Source organism: Kordiimonas aestuarii (assembly GCF_025574465.1).
Lineage (GTDB): Bacteria > Pseudomonadota > Alphaproteobacteria > Sphingomonadales > Kordiimonadaceae > Kordiimonas > Kordiimonas aestuarii.
This window is the reverse complement of sequence record NZ_JAOBPP010000021.1, coordinates 48,677-62,722: the sequence shown is the minus strand read 5'-3', so window position 1 is coordinate 62,722 and position 14,046 is coordinate 48,677. Positions and strand designations below refer to the sequence as shown.

13 protein-coding genes are annotated in these 14,046 nt (G+C 59.1%); 3 read left to right on the top strand and 10 right to left on the bottom strand.

Annotated features, from left to right (window positions below; all coding sequences use genetic code 11):
- Positions 1–43 precede the first annotated feature (43 nt).
- The 4 genes from OEU85_RS12835 to OEU85_RS12820 all read right to left on the bottom strand — a co-directional run bounded on the left by OEU85_RS12835 (position 44) and on the right by OEU85_RS12820 (position 5,249).
- Entirely contained in the window at positions 44–2,143 is a 2,100-nt protein-coding gene (locus OEU85_RS12835) for a prolyl oligopeptidase family serine peptidase (RefSeq protein ID WP_262691895.1), read from the bottom strand.
- 61 nt (positions 2,144–2,204) lie between these two features.
- Entirely contained in the window at positions 2,205–2,969 is a 765-nt protein-coding gene (gloB, locus tag OEU85_RS12830) for a hydroxyacylglutathione hydrolase (protein WP_262691894.1), read from the bottom strand.
- Between the two features lie 127 nt (positions 2,970–3,096).
- The gene (locus OEU85_RS12825; protein WP_262691893.1) at positions 3,097–3,795 is read right to left on the bottom strand and encodes a hypothetical protein; all 699 of its coding nucleotides are present in this window, start codon (positions 3,793–3,795) and stop codon (positions 3,097–3,099) included.
- An 80-nt stretch (positions 3,796–3,875) separates the two neighbouring features.
- A complete protein-coding gene (locus OEU85_RS12820; RefSeq protein ID WP_262691892.1) occupies positions 3,876–5,249 on the bottom strand; it encodes an FAD-binding oxidoreductase in 1,374 nt (457 codons plus the stop codon).
- A gap of 150 nt (positions 5,250–5,399) precedes the next feature.
- Between OEU85_RS12820 and OEU85_RS12815 the strand changes: the two genes are divergently transcribed.
- Complete coding sequence (locus tag OEU85_RS12815) at positions 5,400–7,814, top strand: bifunctional diguanylate cyclase/phosphodiesterase (protein WP_262691891.1); 2,415 nt, start codon at positions 5,400–5,402, stop codon at positions 7,812–7,814.
- Between the two features lie 287 nt (positions 7,815–8,101).
- On the opposite strand, the gene OEU85_RS12810 is transcribed toward OEU85_RS12815, so the two are convergent.
- The 3 genes from OEU85_RS12810 to folE all read right to left on the bottom strand — a co-directional run bounded on the left by OEU85_RS12810 (position 8,102) and on the right by folE (position 10,072).
- A complete protein-coding gene (locus OEU85_RS12810) occupies positions 8,102–8,941 on the bottom strand; it encodes a trypsin-like serine peptidase (RefSeq protein ID WP_262691889.1) in 840 nt (279 codons plus the stop codon).
- Entirely contained in the window at positions 8,931–9,347 is a 417-nt protein-coding gene (hisI, locus tag OEU85_RS12805) for a phosphoribosyl-AMP cyclohydrolase (protein ID WP_262691888.1), read from the bottom strand. The genes OEU85_RS12810 and hisI overlap by 11 nt, the downstream gene beginning before the upstream one ends.
- Positions 9,348–9,430: 83 nt before the next feature.
- Positions 9,431–10,072, bottom strand: coding sequence for a GTP cyclohydrolase I FolE (gene folE, locus OEU85_RS12800; protein ID WP_262691887.1), 642 nt, complete (start codon positions 10,070–10,072; stop codon positions 9,431–9,433).
- Between the two features lie 229 nt (positions 10,073–10,301).
- Here folE and OEU85_RS12795 point away from each other — a divergent pair, with 229 nt between their 5' ends.
- A complete protein-coding gene (locus OEU85_RS12795) occupies positions 10,302–10,730 on the top strand; it encodes an iron-sulfur cluster assembly scaffold protein (protein ID WP_262691886.1) in 429 nt (142 codons plus the stop codon).
- An 86-nt stretch (positions 10,731–10,816) separates the two neighbouring features.
- Positions 10,817–11,902, top strand: a complete 1,086-nt coding sequence (locus OEU85_RS12790; protein ID WP_262691885.1) for a serine hydrolase domain-containing protein — start codon at positions 10,817–10,819, stop codon at positions 11,900–11,902.
- On the opposite strand, the gene OEU85_RS12785 is transcribed toward OEU85_RS12790, so the two are convergent.
- The 3 genes from OEU85_RS12785 to OEU85_RS12775 all read right to left on the bottom strand — a co-directional run bounded on the left by OEU85_RS12785 (position 11,903) and on the right by OEU85_RS12775 (position 14,020).
- Entirely contained in the window at positions 11,903–12,583 is a 681-nt protein-coding gene (locus OEU85_RS12785) for a hypothetical protein (RefSeq protein ID WP_262691884.1), read from the bottom strand.
- On the bottom strand, positions 12,580–13,110 hold the full coding sequence (locus OEU85_RS12780) for a hypothetical protein (RefSeq protein WP_262691883.1): 531 nt from the start codon (positions 13,108–13,110) through the stop codon (positions 12,580–12,582). The genes OEU85_RS12785 and OEU85_RS12780 overlap by 4 nt, the downstream gene beginning before the upstream one ends.
- 139 nt (positions 13,111–13,249) lie before the next feature.
- Positions 13,250–14,020 carry an alpha/beta hydrolase family protein gene (locus OEU85_RS12775; RefSeq protein WP_262691882.1) on the bottom strand — a complete coding sequence of 257 codons (771 nt, stop codon included), beginning with the start codon at positions 14,018–14,020 and terminating at the stop codon, positions 13,250–13,252.
- Positions 14,021–14,046 lie beyond the last annotated feature (26 nt).

Below are 14,046 nucleotides of genomic sequence, written 5' to 3'. Positions count from 1 at the left end.
AAAGGCGGGGAAGCCCCGCCTTTTAACCTTGGTTGTCTGGAAACTAGTCCTTCAGTTTTTTGAGTGCGTAGACCACCTGAAGGGCGTCGGTGAAGGCGCGCTGCTTCAGGTTGGCCGCCGCCGAGTGCCCGCCCTCGATGTTCTCATAATAGAGGACAGGCTTGTCCATGCCGAGCATCTTCGCCGCCATTTTACGGGCGTGGCCGGGGTGCACGCGGTCATCCTTGGTGGAGGTATAGAAGAACACTTCCGGATAGTCCTTGTCCGCGTTCAGGTTCTGGTACGGGGAATATTTGAGGATATAGTCACGTTCTTCCGGCACATCCGGGTTGCCGTATTCGCCCATCCAGCTTGCGCCAGCCAGAAGCTTGTTGAAGCGCATCATGTCAAGCAGCGGTACGGCACAGATCACCGCGTTCCAAAGGTCCGGGCGCTGCGTGGTCATCACCCCCATAAGCAAGCCGCCGTTGGAGCCGCCCCGGATACCCAGATGGCGCGGGGTGGTGAAGCCGGTCTCGATCAGGTCTTCGCCCACGGCAATAAAGTCGTCATAGGCGCGTTGGCGGTTTTCCTTGAGTGCGGCCTGGTGCCACTTGGGTCCAAACTCGCCGCCGCCCCGGATGTTGGCCAGCACATAGGCGCCGCCTTCCTCAAGCCACAGCTTGCCGCTGCCGGAAAGATAGGTTGGCGCAATGGCGATCTCGAACCCGCCATAACCATAGAGGATGGTGGGGGTCGTGCCGTCCATTTCCACGTCTTTGTGACGAATGACAAAATAGGGCACCTTGGTGCCGTCCTTCGATGTGGCGAACTTCTGTTCGGTCACCATGTCACTGGCGTCGAACCGTGCGGGCAGGGCCGCGATCTGTTCCGGCTTGCCGCCGAGCTCCACGGTATAAAGCGTATCGGGCTGGAGGAAGCTTTCGAAATTGATGAAGGCCGTGTCGGTCCATTCATCCGCGCTGACAACGTTCAGCGCGCCATTTTGCGGCATGCCAAGATTGCTGGTCTGCCAACCGTTTGGCCCCGGTTTTGCGGAAACAAGCTGGCCGGTAACCTCATCGAGAACGGAAAGGAAAATACGGTCCTTGCCGACCTCAACCGCGTCGATGGAACTGCGCTCTGTGGGCACAAATATCGTGCTGACACTATATTCGGCGCGCCCGGAGAGAGCGTCGGCGACTTTGATGGAAACAAGGGTTCCCGCTTTGACGGTCTTGTTGCCCAATTTCCAGTCCTTGCGCATCTGCACAATGACCATGTCACCAAAAAAGCCCTTGAAGCTTATGGTTTCCGGCAGAGCCAGCTTGCGCATTTCCTTCTGGTCCCAGGCCTTTTCCTCGCCGTCGAGCACGTAGACGACCTCGGTAAAGAAATCGGGAGCCTGCACAATACCCACATAGTTGCCGTCAGGCCGGTGGCTGGCAAAGGGGAAACTGCCCACATCCTTGGTATCGCCTTCGTGCATCAGCTTTGCGACTGCAAGCGGCTCGTTCCGCTTCCAGATTTTTACCTGATTGGCGTACCCGCTGTCGGTCATGGTGCCGGGGCCAAAGTCGGTGCCGATCAGCACAGTGTCGGCATCAATCCAGACAACTTCCTGCTTGGCCTCTTCTGTCTTGAACCCACCATCGACAAATCGTTTGGTCACGGCGTCAAATTCGCGTACCACAACGGCGTCACCGCCGCCCCGCGACAGCTCAATCAGGCAGCGGCCAAAATCGGGCGCGAGGCATTTGCGTGCCTTATAAACCCAGTTTTCGCCTTCCTTTTCGGCCAGGGCGTCAACATCAAGGATGGTGATCCATTTGGACTCACCCGCCTTGTAGGACTTCAGGCTGGTGCGGCGCCACACGCCGCGCACGTTTTTGTCATCCTGCCAGAAATTGTGAACCGACCCACCGAGCAAACGCCCGTAGGCGATTTTGTCCTGCGCGTTATAGTCTTTCAGCGACCGTTCCATCAGCGCGTCAAAGCGCGGGTCTTCCTTCAGCACTTCAAGTGAATGCGCGTTGCGTTCCCGCACCCACTCAAGCGCTTTTTCGCCTTCGACATCTTCAAGCCAAAGGTATGGGTCGTCGTCTGCGGACACGGCGGTGCCAACTAAAGCAGCCATCATTGCTCCTACTGTCAGGTATTTCATTGTCTTTATCCCCCTTATGGATGGTGTGGCGGGTGGTCCCCGACCTAAAAATTATCCTTGCCTAAAAGTTATCCTTGCGGCGCCGCACTTCGGCAAAAACCTTGGGCCAGGGCGCGCCAATCAGCCCAACCCTGTCCTGTATCTCGTCGCTCATGGGCCTGAGGAACGGGTTTGTCTCCCGCTCGGTGCCCAGTTCGCTGGGCACGGTCGGCCTGCCGTCACGGCGCAGGGCCTGCACCTTCTCCATCCGCGCCTGAAGGGCGGGGTTGTCTGGCTCCACCGACAGGGCGAACTTGCCGTTCGCCAGTGTATATTCATGCGCGCAGTAAATGCGGGTTTTGTCCGGCAGGCGCATCAGCTTTGAAAGCGACTGCCACATCTGCTCGGGCGTGCCTTCAAACAGCCGCCCGCAGCCCATGGCAAACATGGTATCCCCACAGAAAAGCGCCTGGGTCTCGGCAAAGTGATAGGCGATATGGCCGCTGGTATGGCCGGGCACGTCGTAAACGTCAGCGGCGATGTCGCCGAGGTAGGCGTGGTCACCTTCGGCGACAGCGACATCAAGGCCCGGGATGCGCTCACGTTCTGCCGCCGGGCCGATGATCTTCAGCTCATAGCGCTGCTTGAGCGCGAGGTTGGCACCCACATGGTCATAATGGTGGTGGGTGTTAAGGATATAGTCCGGTGTCCAGCCGCGGGCTTCCAGTTCTTCAACCACTTCAGCCTCCACGGCCGGGTCGACAATCGCCACCTCGCCCGATTTGGGCTCATGGATCAGGTAAACATAATTGTCCGACAGGACGGGAATTTGCACGATTTCTAACATGGTGCCTCAATCATCTGGTCTTGCGGGCATGCTGATGGCCCGCATTTTGGTGCCTACTATAACGGTCCTGATATGGCCCCGCCATGGAGAAAAACAATGCCGGTGCATATCGTTCGGTGGCTTGATGTTATTTCCCCAGAAGCCACGCACCAACGTTCAGGGTGATGTCGCGCCCGCGCCCCGTTTCGCCCATCGGGGCGATATGCCACTGCCATGTCTCAAGCGGGTCACCGGGCAGCAGGTTTCTGTCAACGCTGGTGAAAACATGGTTGTGGTCGCTGTGTGTCTCAATGCGCTGGTAATCGGTAATGAGAAGCGCCGGGCAGCTCATGGCCATCAGGGCGCGCACATGGGCCTTTTGCACCCGGGTTGTCAGTTCCTGTTCCGCGTCGTTCAGGGGCGGGCTGGCCGCAAAGGCAAGCGGCAATTGGCTTAGGATATTGCAACTGACCGCCATGCCGTATCCCGCCAGCGGCATGGGCGCGATTTCCGGCGGCGTCAGGCCAAACGGGTCCTCGGCTGCCGTGAAGGCGTCAAGAAAGCCGGTCAGGTCCGCGCATTCGGTCTCGATGTTACCGTAACTGGCCAGCAGGCGTTTACTGCGGCGCGGCAGCACGGCGTCAACCAGCAAGGTGCCAGCAGGATGGGCGTTCAGGGCATCCAGCGGCAGGTCAAGGCAAAGCCCGGCGCCAAGCACAAGTACCGGTTCGTTTGCGTCGGCTTCATGCAGGTGGGCGCTGATACATTCCTTTGTGTGCTGCAAATGTTGGGCCCAGGCTTTTTTCTGCCGTCGATGGCGACCGGCGATGCCGGCCAACTCGCGCACCAGCCCGGCCTGCCGCGCACCGGGCGCGGCTTTGGATGTCAGCGCGATATATAGTTCCTGTAGCAGGGCATGGCTCCCGGTTATCGGTCAGGCAACATCTTGCCGGGGTTCATGATACCATGCGGGTCAAGCGCCGTCTTCACTTGCCGCATCAGCGTAAGCGCGGGGCCCTTCTCCCAGGCAAGGAACGTGCGCTTGCCAAGGCCGATGCCATGTTCGCCCGTGCAGGTGCCCCCCATGTCAATCGCGCGTCGTACCATGCGTTCGTTCAGCCATTCCATGGCCGAAATTTCGGTGGCGCTCTCGGGGTCGGCCAGCATGATGGTGTGAAAGTTACCATCGCCCACGTGCCCCAGCATTGTGGCCATGACCGGACTTTTTTCAAAATCAGCGCGGGTCTCGGCCATACAGTCACCAAGCCGCGAAATGGGTACGCACACATCGGTGGTCACTACCTGTTTGCCCGGTGCCATGGCGCGGGTGGCATAATAGAGTTGGTGCCGGGCATGCCACATGCGGTTGATGTCTTCCTGATTGTCCGCAAAAGCAATGTGGGACCCGCCGCAGGCAAGCGCGAGGTCGGTAAAGGTGGCGATTTGTTCGTCCACGCCAGCCGCCGTGCCGCCAAACTCCAGAAACAGGGTTGGTGCCTCAAGGTGGCTGGTGCCTGCGTGCTGGTTGACGGCGCGGATCGACAGTTCGTCCAATAGCTCAATGCGCGAGACGGGGATGCCCATCTGGATGGTCGCCATCACGGTGTCCGTCGCGGCGCCAAGGTTGGGGAAGCGGCAGACGCCCGCCGCCAGTTTTTCAGGAATCCCGTGCAGCTTCAGGCTCAGTTCCGTAATAATGCCCAGCGTGCCTTCCGAGCCAATATACAGGTGCGTGAGGTCAAGCCCTGCCGCCGATTTTCGGGCCCGGGAGCCGGTCTCGATAAGCTCGCCGTCTGCAGTGACAACCTCAAGCGACAGCACCTGCTCGCGCATGGTGCCGTAGCGCACCGCATTGGTGCCGGACGCCCGCGTGGCCGCCATGCCGCCAAGGGTGCACTCTGACCCCGGATCAACCGGGAAAAAGAGGCCCTTGTCGCGCAGGTGGGTGTTGAGCGTTTGCCGGGTGACACCGGCTTCCACCCTTACGTCCTGGTCAGTTTCGTTCAGCGCAAGAATGCGGTTCATGCCCGAGAGGTCTATGGAGAGGCCGCCATGAACGGCGCATATGTGCCCTTCCAGCGATGTGCCTGCCCCGAAGGGTATCACCGGCATGCGGTATCTGGCGCACAGCCTGACGGCGTCTGCAACCTCGTTTTTGGTGCTGGCACGCAGGACGGCATCTGGCAGCATAGGGGCATGGCCGCCTTCATCCTTACCGTGGCCTTCACGGTCCGCCATGCGGGTGGAGAGCTGCTCCCCAAACCGGTTCTTCAGTATTGAAATGGCGTTCGCGTACGTCATGTTTCCCCCGTGCAGCGGCAGCGTCAGACCATACTACGCGCCACCCATTAAATTGTCTGCCCGCTTATTTGTCATGAATTAATAGTTTCTCAAATGAATCCCTTTTAGGGTAACTGACATCATGTCCATGGGGGCGCAGGACACCGTTTTATGATTGAGAAAATTGTCACGAGTTTTATCTACGAGCATGACCTCGGTGTGCTGGCGCTCGCAGCCTTTCTGGCGCTTTTCTGTGCGGTTACCTGTCTTTTCCTGCTGCAGCGCACCCGGGTGTGCGCGGAACGGGACCGCAAGAGCTGGCTCGTGACCTCTGCCCTCGCGGTGGGCAGCGGTATTTGGGCCACACATATGATGGCGTCGCTGGGGTGGGATTTGCACATGCCGGTCAAGCACAGCGTGATCATGAGCGGCATCGCCGGTGTGCTGAGCATTGCAATTGTCGGGGTCGGCTTTGCCCTTTCAACCTACAACAGAACGCGAAGCGCGCGGCTTCTGGCCGGGCTGATTGTGGGGGCCGGCATCGCGGTTATCCATTTTGTCGAGATGCTGGCGATCACCGTTCAGGGCACGATGAATTTTGACCCGCGCTATAGCGCGGTGGCAACGCTGGTGGCGCTTACCCTTTCAGGCGCGGCGATGGTGGTGATGAACAAGATGGAAGACGCGGTCCGACAGATCCTCGCGGCACTGTTGCTGGCGGGGGCCATGATCGCGTTGCATCAGATATCGGTTGCCGGTGTTAGCGTGACATTTGTGGCCAATGCGCCGGTGCCGGAAAAGCTGGTCTCTGACACGGTGATGAGCTTCGCGGTATCGATCTCGGCGATTGCGCTGTTGAGCGCGAGCCTTGCAATGGCATTGACCGATTTTCGCCTCACCCGGCAGGGCGCGGTGGAGGTGGATCGTCTGCGAAGCCTTGCTGACGCGGCCATCGAAGGCATCGTGATGATCGACCATGGTGGGCATATCGTGAACGCGAACGAAAGCTTCCTGCGCCTTGTGGGCAAGTCCATTCGCGGCATAAGGGGTGAGGCTTTCACCCGTTACTTCCGTGATTTCCCCATCGGGCAGAATGTGACACGGCTGGCGGAGGCGGGGGCCAAGCTTGAAGAAGCTACGCTGGTCAGCGCCGCGGCGGAAGAAATCCCGACCGAACTATATTTCAAAAGCGCTATCGTCAGCGGCGAAGCCCATAACGTGGCCGTGGTGCGGGACCTGCGGGAGCAGCGCGCAGCGGAACGCCGGATCAATTATCTCGCCAATTATGACGCCCTCACCGGGCTTGCCAACCGGCAATTGATGATGGACAGGCTGCAACACGCCATGCACGCGGCGGCAGAGGCGGACCACAAGGTGGTGCTGCACTATCTTGATCTGGACAGTTTCAAGGAAATGAACACGGCGATCGGGCAGGCGGCAGCGGACCAGCTGTTGAAATATGTTGCCGGGCGCCTGCAAAGCAGTTTGCGCGGCATGGTGACCCTGGCGCGCATTGGCGCTGACCAGTTCTGCGTTGTACAGGAAGGGGTGAAGCTGTCCGAGAATGCGGAATTGCTGCTGGAACGCCTGCGCCGCAAGCTGGAGCAACCCTTCACTGTCGCAGGCAAGGAAATCCGTCTCACCGCGTGCATCGGCACGGCAATCGCGCCCGATGATGCCGATACGCCCGGACATCTGTTGGCGCGTGCCGAGATCGCGATGAAAAAAGCCAAGGCCGCCGGGCGCGGCACCTTTTCGTTTTACGAACTCGCGGCAGACAAGGCGCTGGAAGACCGGCGTAAATTGAAGCTTGAGCTGGCGGATGCGCTGGCCGAAGACCAGATATTCCTGCTGTATCAGCCGCAGTTCGATATCGACAGCGGCGCGGTGACCGGGTTTGAGGCGCTTGCACGCTGGCGACACCCAAAGCGCGGTGTGGTCTCCCCGGTCGAGTTTATCCCGCTGGCGGAAGAGAGTGGGTTGATTGTTGAAATAGGTAGCTGGATTTTCCGCGAGGCATGCAGGGAGGCAGCAGGTTGGGCAAGCCCATTGAGGATTGCGGTCAATCTGTCCCCCGTTCAATTTGACGACAATGAATTGCCGGAAAAGATCGACAGCGTGCTGGCGGAATGCGGGCTTGACCCGCGCAGGCTGGAGCTTGAGATAACCGAAGGCGTGTTGATTGAAGATGAAATACGCGCGCTTGGCATGCTCAGACGGCTGAAAGACAAGGGCATCCAACTGGCGATGGATGACTTTGGCACTGGCTATTCGTCGCTCAGCTACCTGCGTCAGTTCCCGTTTGACAAACTCAAGATTGATAAAAGCTTTATAACCGACCTGAAGGACGACCAGCAGTCGCTGGGTATCGTCAAGGGCATGATCGGCCTTGCGCACGGGTTGAATATACCTGTGCTGGCTGAAGGCGTCGAAAATGAAGCCCAACTGGCCATGCTCAGGCTGGAACACGGCGACGAGGTGCAGGGTTTTTATACCGGCATGCCCAAGCCCATCAGCCACTATGAAGCGCTGACCGACGCGCGGAAGACGGGCACTATTGCGACACCGGTGAGCCAGAGCGCCTGACGCGGCCTCGCGAATGTGGTGACAGGGCTGGTCGTTCCCAAAAAAATGCCCCGCCCGGGGGGGAGCGGGGCAGTGGCCTTGACAGGAGGAACTCCGGAGAGGACAGTCAACCGGAGCGCCTTTTGTTGACCTCGTTTAACGCGTCGCTGTCGCGCTCGAAACTCATTTCCGGGGGCCCGACAGGCCGGTCGCTTGGTGCCATTGAACTTTTGCGGTTTGGGCATGCTGCGGCAATCACACTGCGACGGACGGTGTGGTGCTTGCGGTGAAATGTTACTTTATATCATTTATTGTTGCGATTGCAGCAAGTCGCGGTAGGTCGGCCAGAAGGCAAGCACCGACACCCCCATGCTCACGACACGGTTGTTGATGCGGCTATTGGCTGTCTGGATACCGAAGATATGCCAGCCCGCCTCGGTTTTTTGCAACATGGGGCCGCCGCTGTCGCCCTTGATGGAGACGCAGTCGGTCATGATCACATGGCCCTTTTGCGCCAGCGCCTGAATTTTGCAATTCCCCTCAAGCGACAGCAGGTGGGCCCGGTCCCCGGGATAACCCGCCACGGTGATGATGGGGCTATAGAGCGTGGTGTGAGCGTTGCCGTTTTCGTCGACAGTCAGGTCGTTCGGGAACGGGAGGTGGCCAAGCTCCTTACCCAGCGCTTCCTCAAGCGTGAGCAGGGCCCAGTCATAGGCCAGCGTTTTGTGAGAAGCGCCAAGCGTGCCGTCAAAATCGGGGCTGACCTTATAGGACGCAACCTTCGAATGACCAGCGTAGCCGCCGGAGTGGTATCCGGCAACAAAATGCACAATGGACGGCACCACCATGTGGCCCTGCGCTTTGGAGTACAGGCAATGTGCGGCGGTCAGCACCAGCCTTTCGCCCACAAGGCTGCCGGTGCAGTGCGCCCGCCCGCCAATGTTGACCCGCCCGATGGAGCGCCACGGCGCTTCCCGGCTGTCGACAGTGGGGCGGCCAAAGCTCGTTACCACATTATCGGGCAAGGTGCCCGCTTCGCGCATGCGCTTGAGCCTTTCCTGCGCGCTCAGGGTCGCGTCGTCCTGCGCGTATGCGGCGAAGGAGGTTGAGACGAGTAGAAGTGCGCAAAGGAAGGCTTTAATCTTCATGGGGTGCCAGTTTCACCGTGCTGCCGGGCGCGAGGTTTTGCGCAAGCGGGATGGAGCGGTAGAAACAGCTCTCATGCCCCACGTGGCAGCACTTGCCGCCCTTTTGCTCCACCACCAGCCACAGGCTGTCCTGGTCGCAGTCGGTCCGGAAATCCCGCACCACTTGAAACTCGCCCGAGGTTGCGCCCTTGTGCCACAGTGACTGGCGCGAGCGGGAGAAATAATGCGCCTCGCCGGTCTCGATCGTCCTCTCAATCGCCTCACCGTTCATCCACGCCTGCATCAGCACGCGGCCTGTGGTGGCGCATGTCGTGACAACGGGGATGAGCCCGCGCTCATCAAATTTGGGCGCAAACTCAAGGCCGTTTTCAACGGCATCCTTGCTCTCTCTTTCGGCGAATGACATTCCGGGCAGTCCTTAAAGCGAATGAAGCGGCAGTCTCTTATGATCGTGCCGCTTCATCAAGTCACAGTTTCTTGTCGCAACCTTTAGCCGCGGATGAGGTCCCAGAAACGGCGTTCCTGGTCGGCTTCACGGAACACACCGCGGAACTGGCGGGTAATGGTGTAAACACCGTGATGCTTCACGCCGCGACAGGTCATGCACTGGTGTGTGGCGTCCACCACCACGGCCACGCCTTTAGGCTCAAGGTATTTCTCAATCGCGTCCGCAATCTGCGCCGTCATGGTTTCCTGCGTTTGCAGGCGGCGGGCATAGGCTTCCACGATACGCGCGAGCTTGGAGATGCCCACAACGCTGCCGTTTGGCATATAGGCCACGTGCGCTGTGCCTTGCACCGGCACCATATGGTGTTCGCAGTGGCTCTCCACACGAATGCCGCGCAGCACGACCATGTCGTCATAGCCTGCGACTTCATCAAAGGTGCGCGCGAGGATTTCCTCCGGGTCGGCTTTATAGCCGGCGAAAAACTCTTCATACGCCTTGGCAACACGCTTTGGCGTGTCGAGCAGGCCTTCGCGGCTTGGGTCGTCCCCTGCCCAGCGAATGAGAGTACGGACGGCAGCTTCGGCTTCAGCGCGCGATGGACGGCCACCGGCGCTCGCGCGAGCACCATCCGGGATGACCTTCAGTTCAGAGCCGGTTTCGGCCCTTTCAAGTACGGCATCCATCAAGAATTCCTTTCTGTGGATGAGGCCCCTTCATGGCGAGAGTACGCCGGGGCAGTATGTAAACTGGCGTGGAAGACCCACGCACAAACTGTCATTAATATGGTCAGGATTACAGCGATTTCAAGGTAAAGGCAAGATTCGAACGCGATCACAATATTGTCCCTTGGCAATCAGACCTGAGGGTTTTACGAACGAAAGAATTAACCGGATCAAGTAAACAGGCCACCACATGACCGAGCTCTACAACACTGACATTCTGCGCTGGACCACCCGCATTCCGCATCAGGAACGGTTGGTGGCCGCAGATGTGACAGTGACAAAAACCAGCCGTATCTGCGGCAGCCGTATTGGTGCGGACGCTCATCTTGTGCTTGGCCGCATCAAGACATTCGGCTGGGAAGTGAAAGCCTGTGCGCTTGGGCAGGCAACCTCTGCCATTGTCGGCCAGCATGTCATCGGCCTTGCGGAGCCAGAGCTTGAAGACATCGCCGGGCGCTTTCGCCATATGGTGAAAACCGGTGAGGCGGATTTCCCGTCAAAATGGGAGGCGCTTGCCCTCCTTGCCCCGGTGCAGGACCACCCGGGCCGGCATGGGTCCGTCATGCTGCCCTTTGAGGTACTTGAAGGTATATTTGCCGCAGCGGAGAAAGCAGAGTAGGGTCTGGGTTTCAGGGCCATACCATAGTTTAGCCCCATTTCATGTGGCACAGAGCAACTCTGCGCTTCCAGCCCGAGAGGAACGATATGCGCCTGAGCCGCCATCTGAAAAGCCATTTGATACCTCTGCTGACCGGTCTTGCCGTCGTGTTTGCCCCCGCCGCCCATGCCGCCAATGGCACCACCGAGGAACTGGTGCGGGCGATTGGCGAAGGCACCTTCAAGGACATCACCAGCGTGCTGGTCGCCAAGGACGGCAAGATTGTCGAAGAATATTATTTTGGGGACGGTGGTCCGCAGATGTTGAACGATACCCGTTCTGTGACCAAAACGCTGACAAGTATGGCCGTGGGGGCTGCTGTTTATCAGGGCGCGCTTGAGGGGGAGGACGAAGCGGTTTTCCAGCTTTTTGGCGACCGCGCCCCGCACGGCAATATGGACCCGCTCAAACGGTCGATCACGGTGCGGGACCTCCTGACCATGAGTTCCGCGCTGGACTGCGACGACAGCGACAGCGCGAGCGCGGGCTATGAGGACAAGATGCACGAGCGTGACGACTGGACCAGCTTTGTGCTTGGCCTGCCGGTTGAGGAAAACTATAGCCGTGACGCCGACGGCCTTGGTTCGTTCCGCTACTGCACGGCTGGTGTGTTTCTGCTGGGGCAGGCGCTCGAGCGCGCAACTGGCCTGAGTGTGGACGATTTCGTTCGCGGTGCCATCTTCCGGCCGCTGACAATTGAGGAATACAAATGGTACCGGTCCCCCACGGGGGAGGAGCAAACCGGCGGCGGCCTGCGGATGAAAAGCCGTGATCTCTGGAAACTGGCGGAATTGGCGCGCGCCGATGGTGTTTGGAACGGCAGACGCATCCTGCCCAAGGGGTGGATGGCGAAATCCACCAAGCCGCAGCGTGTGGTGAATGAGCTGAGATCATACGGCTATCTCTGGTGGCTGCAGGACTTCAAAAGCGCCACCACTGGCAAGAAGCACCCGGCCTATTACATGTCAGGCAATGGCGGCAACAAGGTGGTTGTGGTGCCGGGCCTGAAGCTTGTGGCGGTGATCACGGCAACGGCCTATAACACGCCCGGCATGCATGACCAGTCGACCGACATTATCGAACGCTATATCCTGCCCGCTTATGAGCACGGCGCGGTGCATATTGGCCGCTGATCATTTTCCGCCGCTCGCTGCCTGCGTCTGGTCTTCGATGTGCGGCACGCGTATAGCCTCGATCTGGTAGACTTCTTTCAGGAACAGATAGAGGAACGCCAGCGACAAGGTCAGTACGGTGATGCCAGTCAGGGCGGAGGTGATCTGGATGCCGGAAAAACCGATCTTGATATTGTTGGGGATTGGTTGCGGCGCGGGCTGTGGTGCCGCCCCTTCCCCTTCCCGCGCGGTTGGGTCGGGTTCCTTTTTGCCAGGGTCCGCCACTGGCGGGGCGACAGCCACGGAGCGGTTCAGTTCCTTCGCGGAAAAAATGATGCCCGCCATGGTAATGACAACCACCATCACCAGAAGCGTGTAGGACGCCACATCCTGATAGAGGAAGATATCCTCCTGTTTTCGCAGCAGGGCGGCAATGGTTCTGTTCTGCTGGGTCTGCGCCTCATAGTAGGTCAATTCAACATCCTTCATCGCGGCGAGGGTGGCAGGGTCCGTGACCTGCTGCGCCTTGAGCTCGTCCAACTGGGCTGAAAGATCATTCAGGATATCCTCCTGCGCCTTGGCAATCATGGCCAGTTCTTCCTGGCTTTTGGCGGCGTAGGGGTTTGTTTCATAAGCGCCAGCAACTGACGATATCACGAGGGCGGCCAGCATCGCGCCAAGGATTTTCATGGCATGTGTCATTGGCTATCGCCCCCCTCGTCCTCCTCCGGGCATTGGCAAAGTGGTCCCGGCTTGGTGACATGTTTGCAATAAGGCGGCAGCTCGCATTTTGGCTTCGGCGTGCCGAGGGTGGGCAGGGTGACGCCCGGCTGGGTTGGCTGCGAGGGTAAAACCGGCGTGCCGACTGTGGGGATTTTATACTCATATTCCGGGCGGTTCAGCTGCAAGGACATCGGATTTCCCTTGGGCTTGGCCGCTTCCCTGAGAAGCTGTTCCACCTTTTTGCCGTCCAACAGGCCTTGCAGGCCGCCGGGCAACTGATAGCCAGAGGCCGGGTTCTGTGCGGCACGCAGGAGGGCAGAAATATCGGCAGGGGTTTGGCTGCTTTGCAGTTTGTTTTGCAAGGCCTGCAGGTCTGCTGCGTTGAGGTGCTGAAGCTGGCGTGCCAACTGGTCCAGATCAGCCGAGGCTGGTGGGCCTTGTTGCGCGCAGACGGCTGCGCTGTATGAGCAGGCAAACACAACGGCTGCCGTACGAATGGTTTTCATGATGAAAGCCCCCATCAGAGCAAGGGCAGGGCGGTTTGTCTGGCAATTTACTCAGGACACAGCCGCGCAAGCCACGCTTACCCGCAATTGGCAGCATTATACAAGAAATGCGCTAATTTTCAATCCGCTTGGGCGGCTGTCAAGGGGCTGGGTCAAGGTATTGGCTGGCCCATGCCGACAAGACCCGTGCCACATACACGCCGTCATGCGGGCGCTCCATCAACAGATGGTCGGCCAAGTCAAGCGAGACATAGCTTTTAGGGTGTTTGGCCGCGTCAAAAATGCGCCGGGCATGGTCGACCGAGACGGTTTTATCCACGGGGCTGTGCATCACAAGAAGCGGCTTGCGCAGGTTACGTATCGCGCCTTCCACATTTTGCGCTCGGGCGTCCTCAACAAACTGGTGTTTGATCTTGAAGGGGCGGCCAGCCAGAGCCACGGTGGCTTCACCCTGTTCGGCGATGCGGTCAAGATCCTCGCTGAACTGCTTGAGCACATTTTCACTGTCAAAGGGGGCGGCGATGGTGGCGACGGCTTTCACTTCGGGCACCTGTCCGGCAGCGACCAATGTGGCGGCACCGCCAAGGCTGTGACCCATCATGATGGCCGGGGCCTCAAGTTTCTCGCGCATGTAATTTGCGGCAGCCAGAAGGTCGGCAACATTGGAGGAGAAATTGGTGTTGGCAAAATCGCCGTTTGACCGGCCAAGCCCGGTGAAGTCAAACCGGAACAAGGCAATGCCGTCATCATTCAGCGCCCTGGCGATGCGGTTGATGGCATTCAGGTCTTTCCCGCAGGTAAAACAATGGGCAAACAGTGCGTAGGCACGGGGTGTGCCCTCAGGCGTATCCAGCTTGGCGGCAAGTTCGGCGCCTAGCGCGCCTCTAAACATGATTTTCTGTGCGGGCATCTCATCCTCCTTGTCAGCTACTCAAA

Bases quoted from the DNA above. Each gene is read 5' to 3' on its own strand.
- OEU85_RS12815 (WP_262691891.1), top strand. From the start codon at position 5,400: ATGATTGAGAAAATTGTCACGAGTTTTATCTACGAGCATGACCTCGGT.
- gloB (WP_262691894.1), bottom strand. From the start codon at position 2,969: ATGTTAGAAATCGTGCAAATTCCCGTCCTGTCGGACAATTATGTTTAC.
- OEU85_RS12785 (WP_262691884.1), bottom strand. From the start codon at position 12,583: ATGACACATGCCATGAAAATCCTTGGCGCGATGCTGGCCGCCCTCGTG.
- OEU85_RS12790 (WP_262691885.1), top strand. From the start codon at position 10,817: ATGCGCCTGAGCCGCCATCTGAAAAGCCATTTGATACCTCTGCTGACC.
- OEU85_RS12820 (WP_262691892.1), bottom strand. From the start codon at position 5,249: ATGACGTACGCGAACGCCATTTCAATACTGAAGAACCGGTTTGGGGAG.
- OEU85_RS12835 (WP_262691895.1), bottom strand. From the start codon at position 2,143: ATGAAATACCTGACAGTAGGAGCAATGATGGCTGCTTTAGTTGGCACC.
- OEU85_RS12775 (WP_262691882.1), bottom strand. From the start codon at position 14,020: ATGCCCGCACAGAAAATCATGTTTAGAGGCGCGCTAGGCGCCGAACTT.
- folE (WP_262691887.1), bottom strand. From the start codon at position 10,072: ATGGATGCCGTACTTGAAAGGGCCGAAACCGGCTCTGAACTGAAGGTC.
- hisI (WP_262691888.1), bottom strand. From the start codon at position 9,347: ATGTCATTCGCCGAAAGAGAGAGCAAGGATGCCGTTGAAAACGGCCTT.
- OEU85_RS12810 (WP_262691889.1), bottom strand. From the start codon at position 8,941: ATGAAGATTAAAGCCTTCCTTTGCGCACTTCTACTCGTCTCAACCTCC.
- OEU85_RS12795 (WP_262691886.1), top strand. From the start codon at position 10,302: ATGACCGAGCTCTACAACACTGACATTCTGCGCTGGACCACCCGCATT.
- OEU85_RS12780 (WP_262691883.1), bottom strand. From the start codon at position 13,110: ATGAAAACCATTCGTACGGCAGCCGTTGTGTTTGCCTGCTCATACAGC.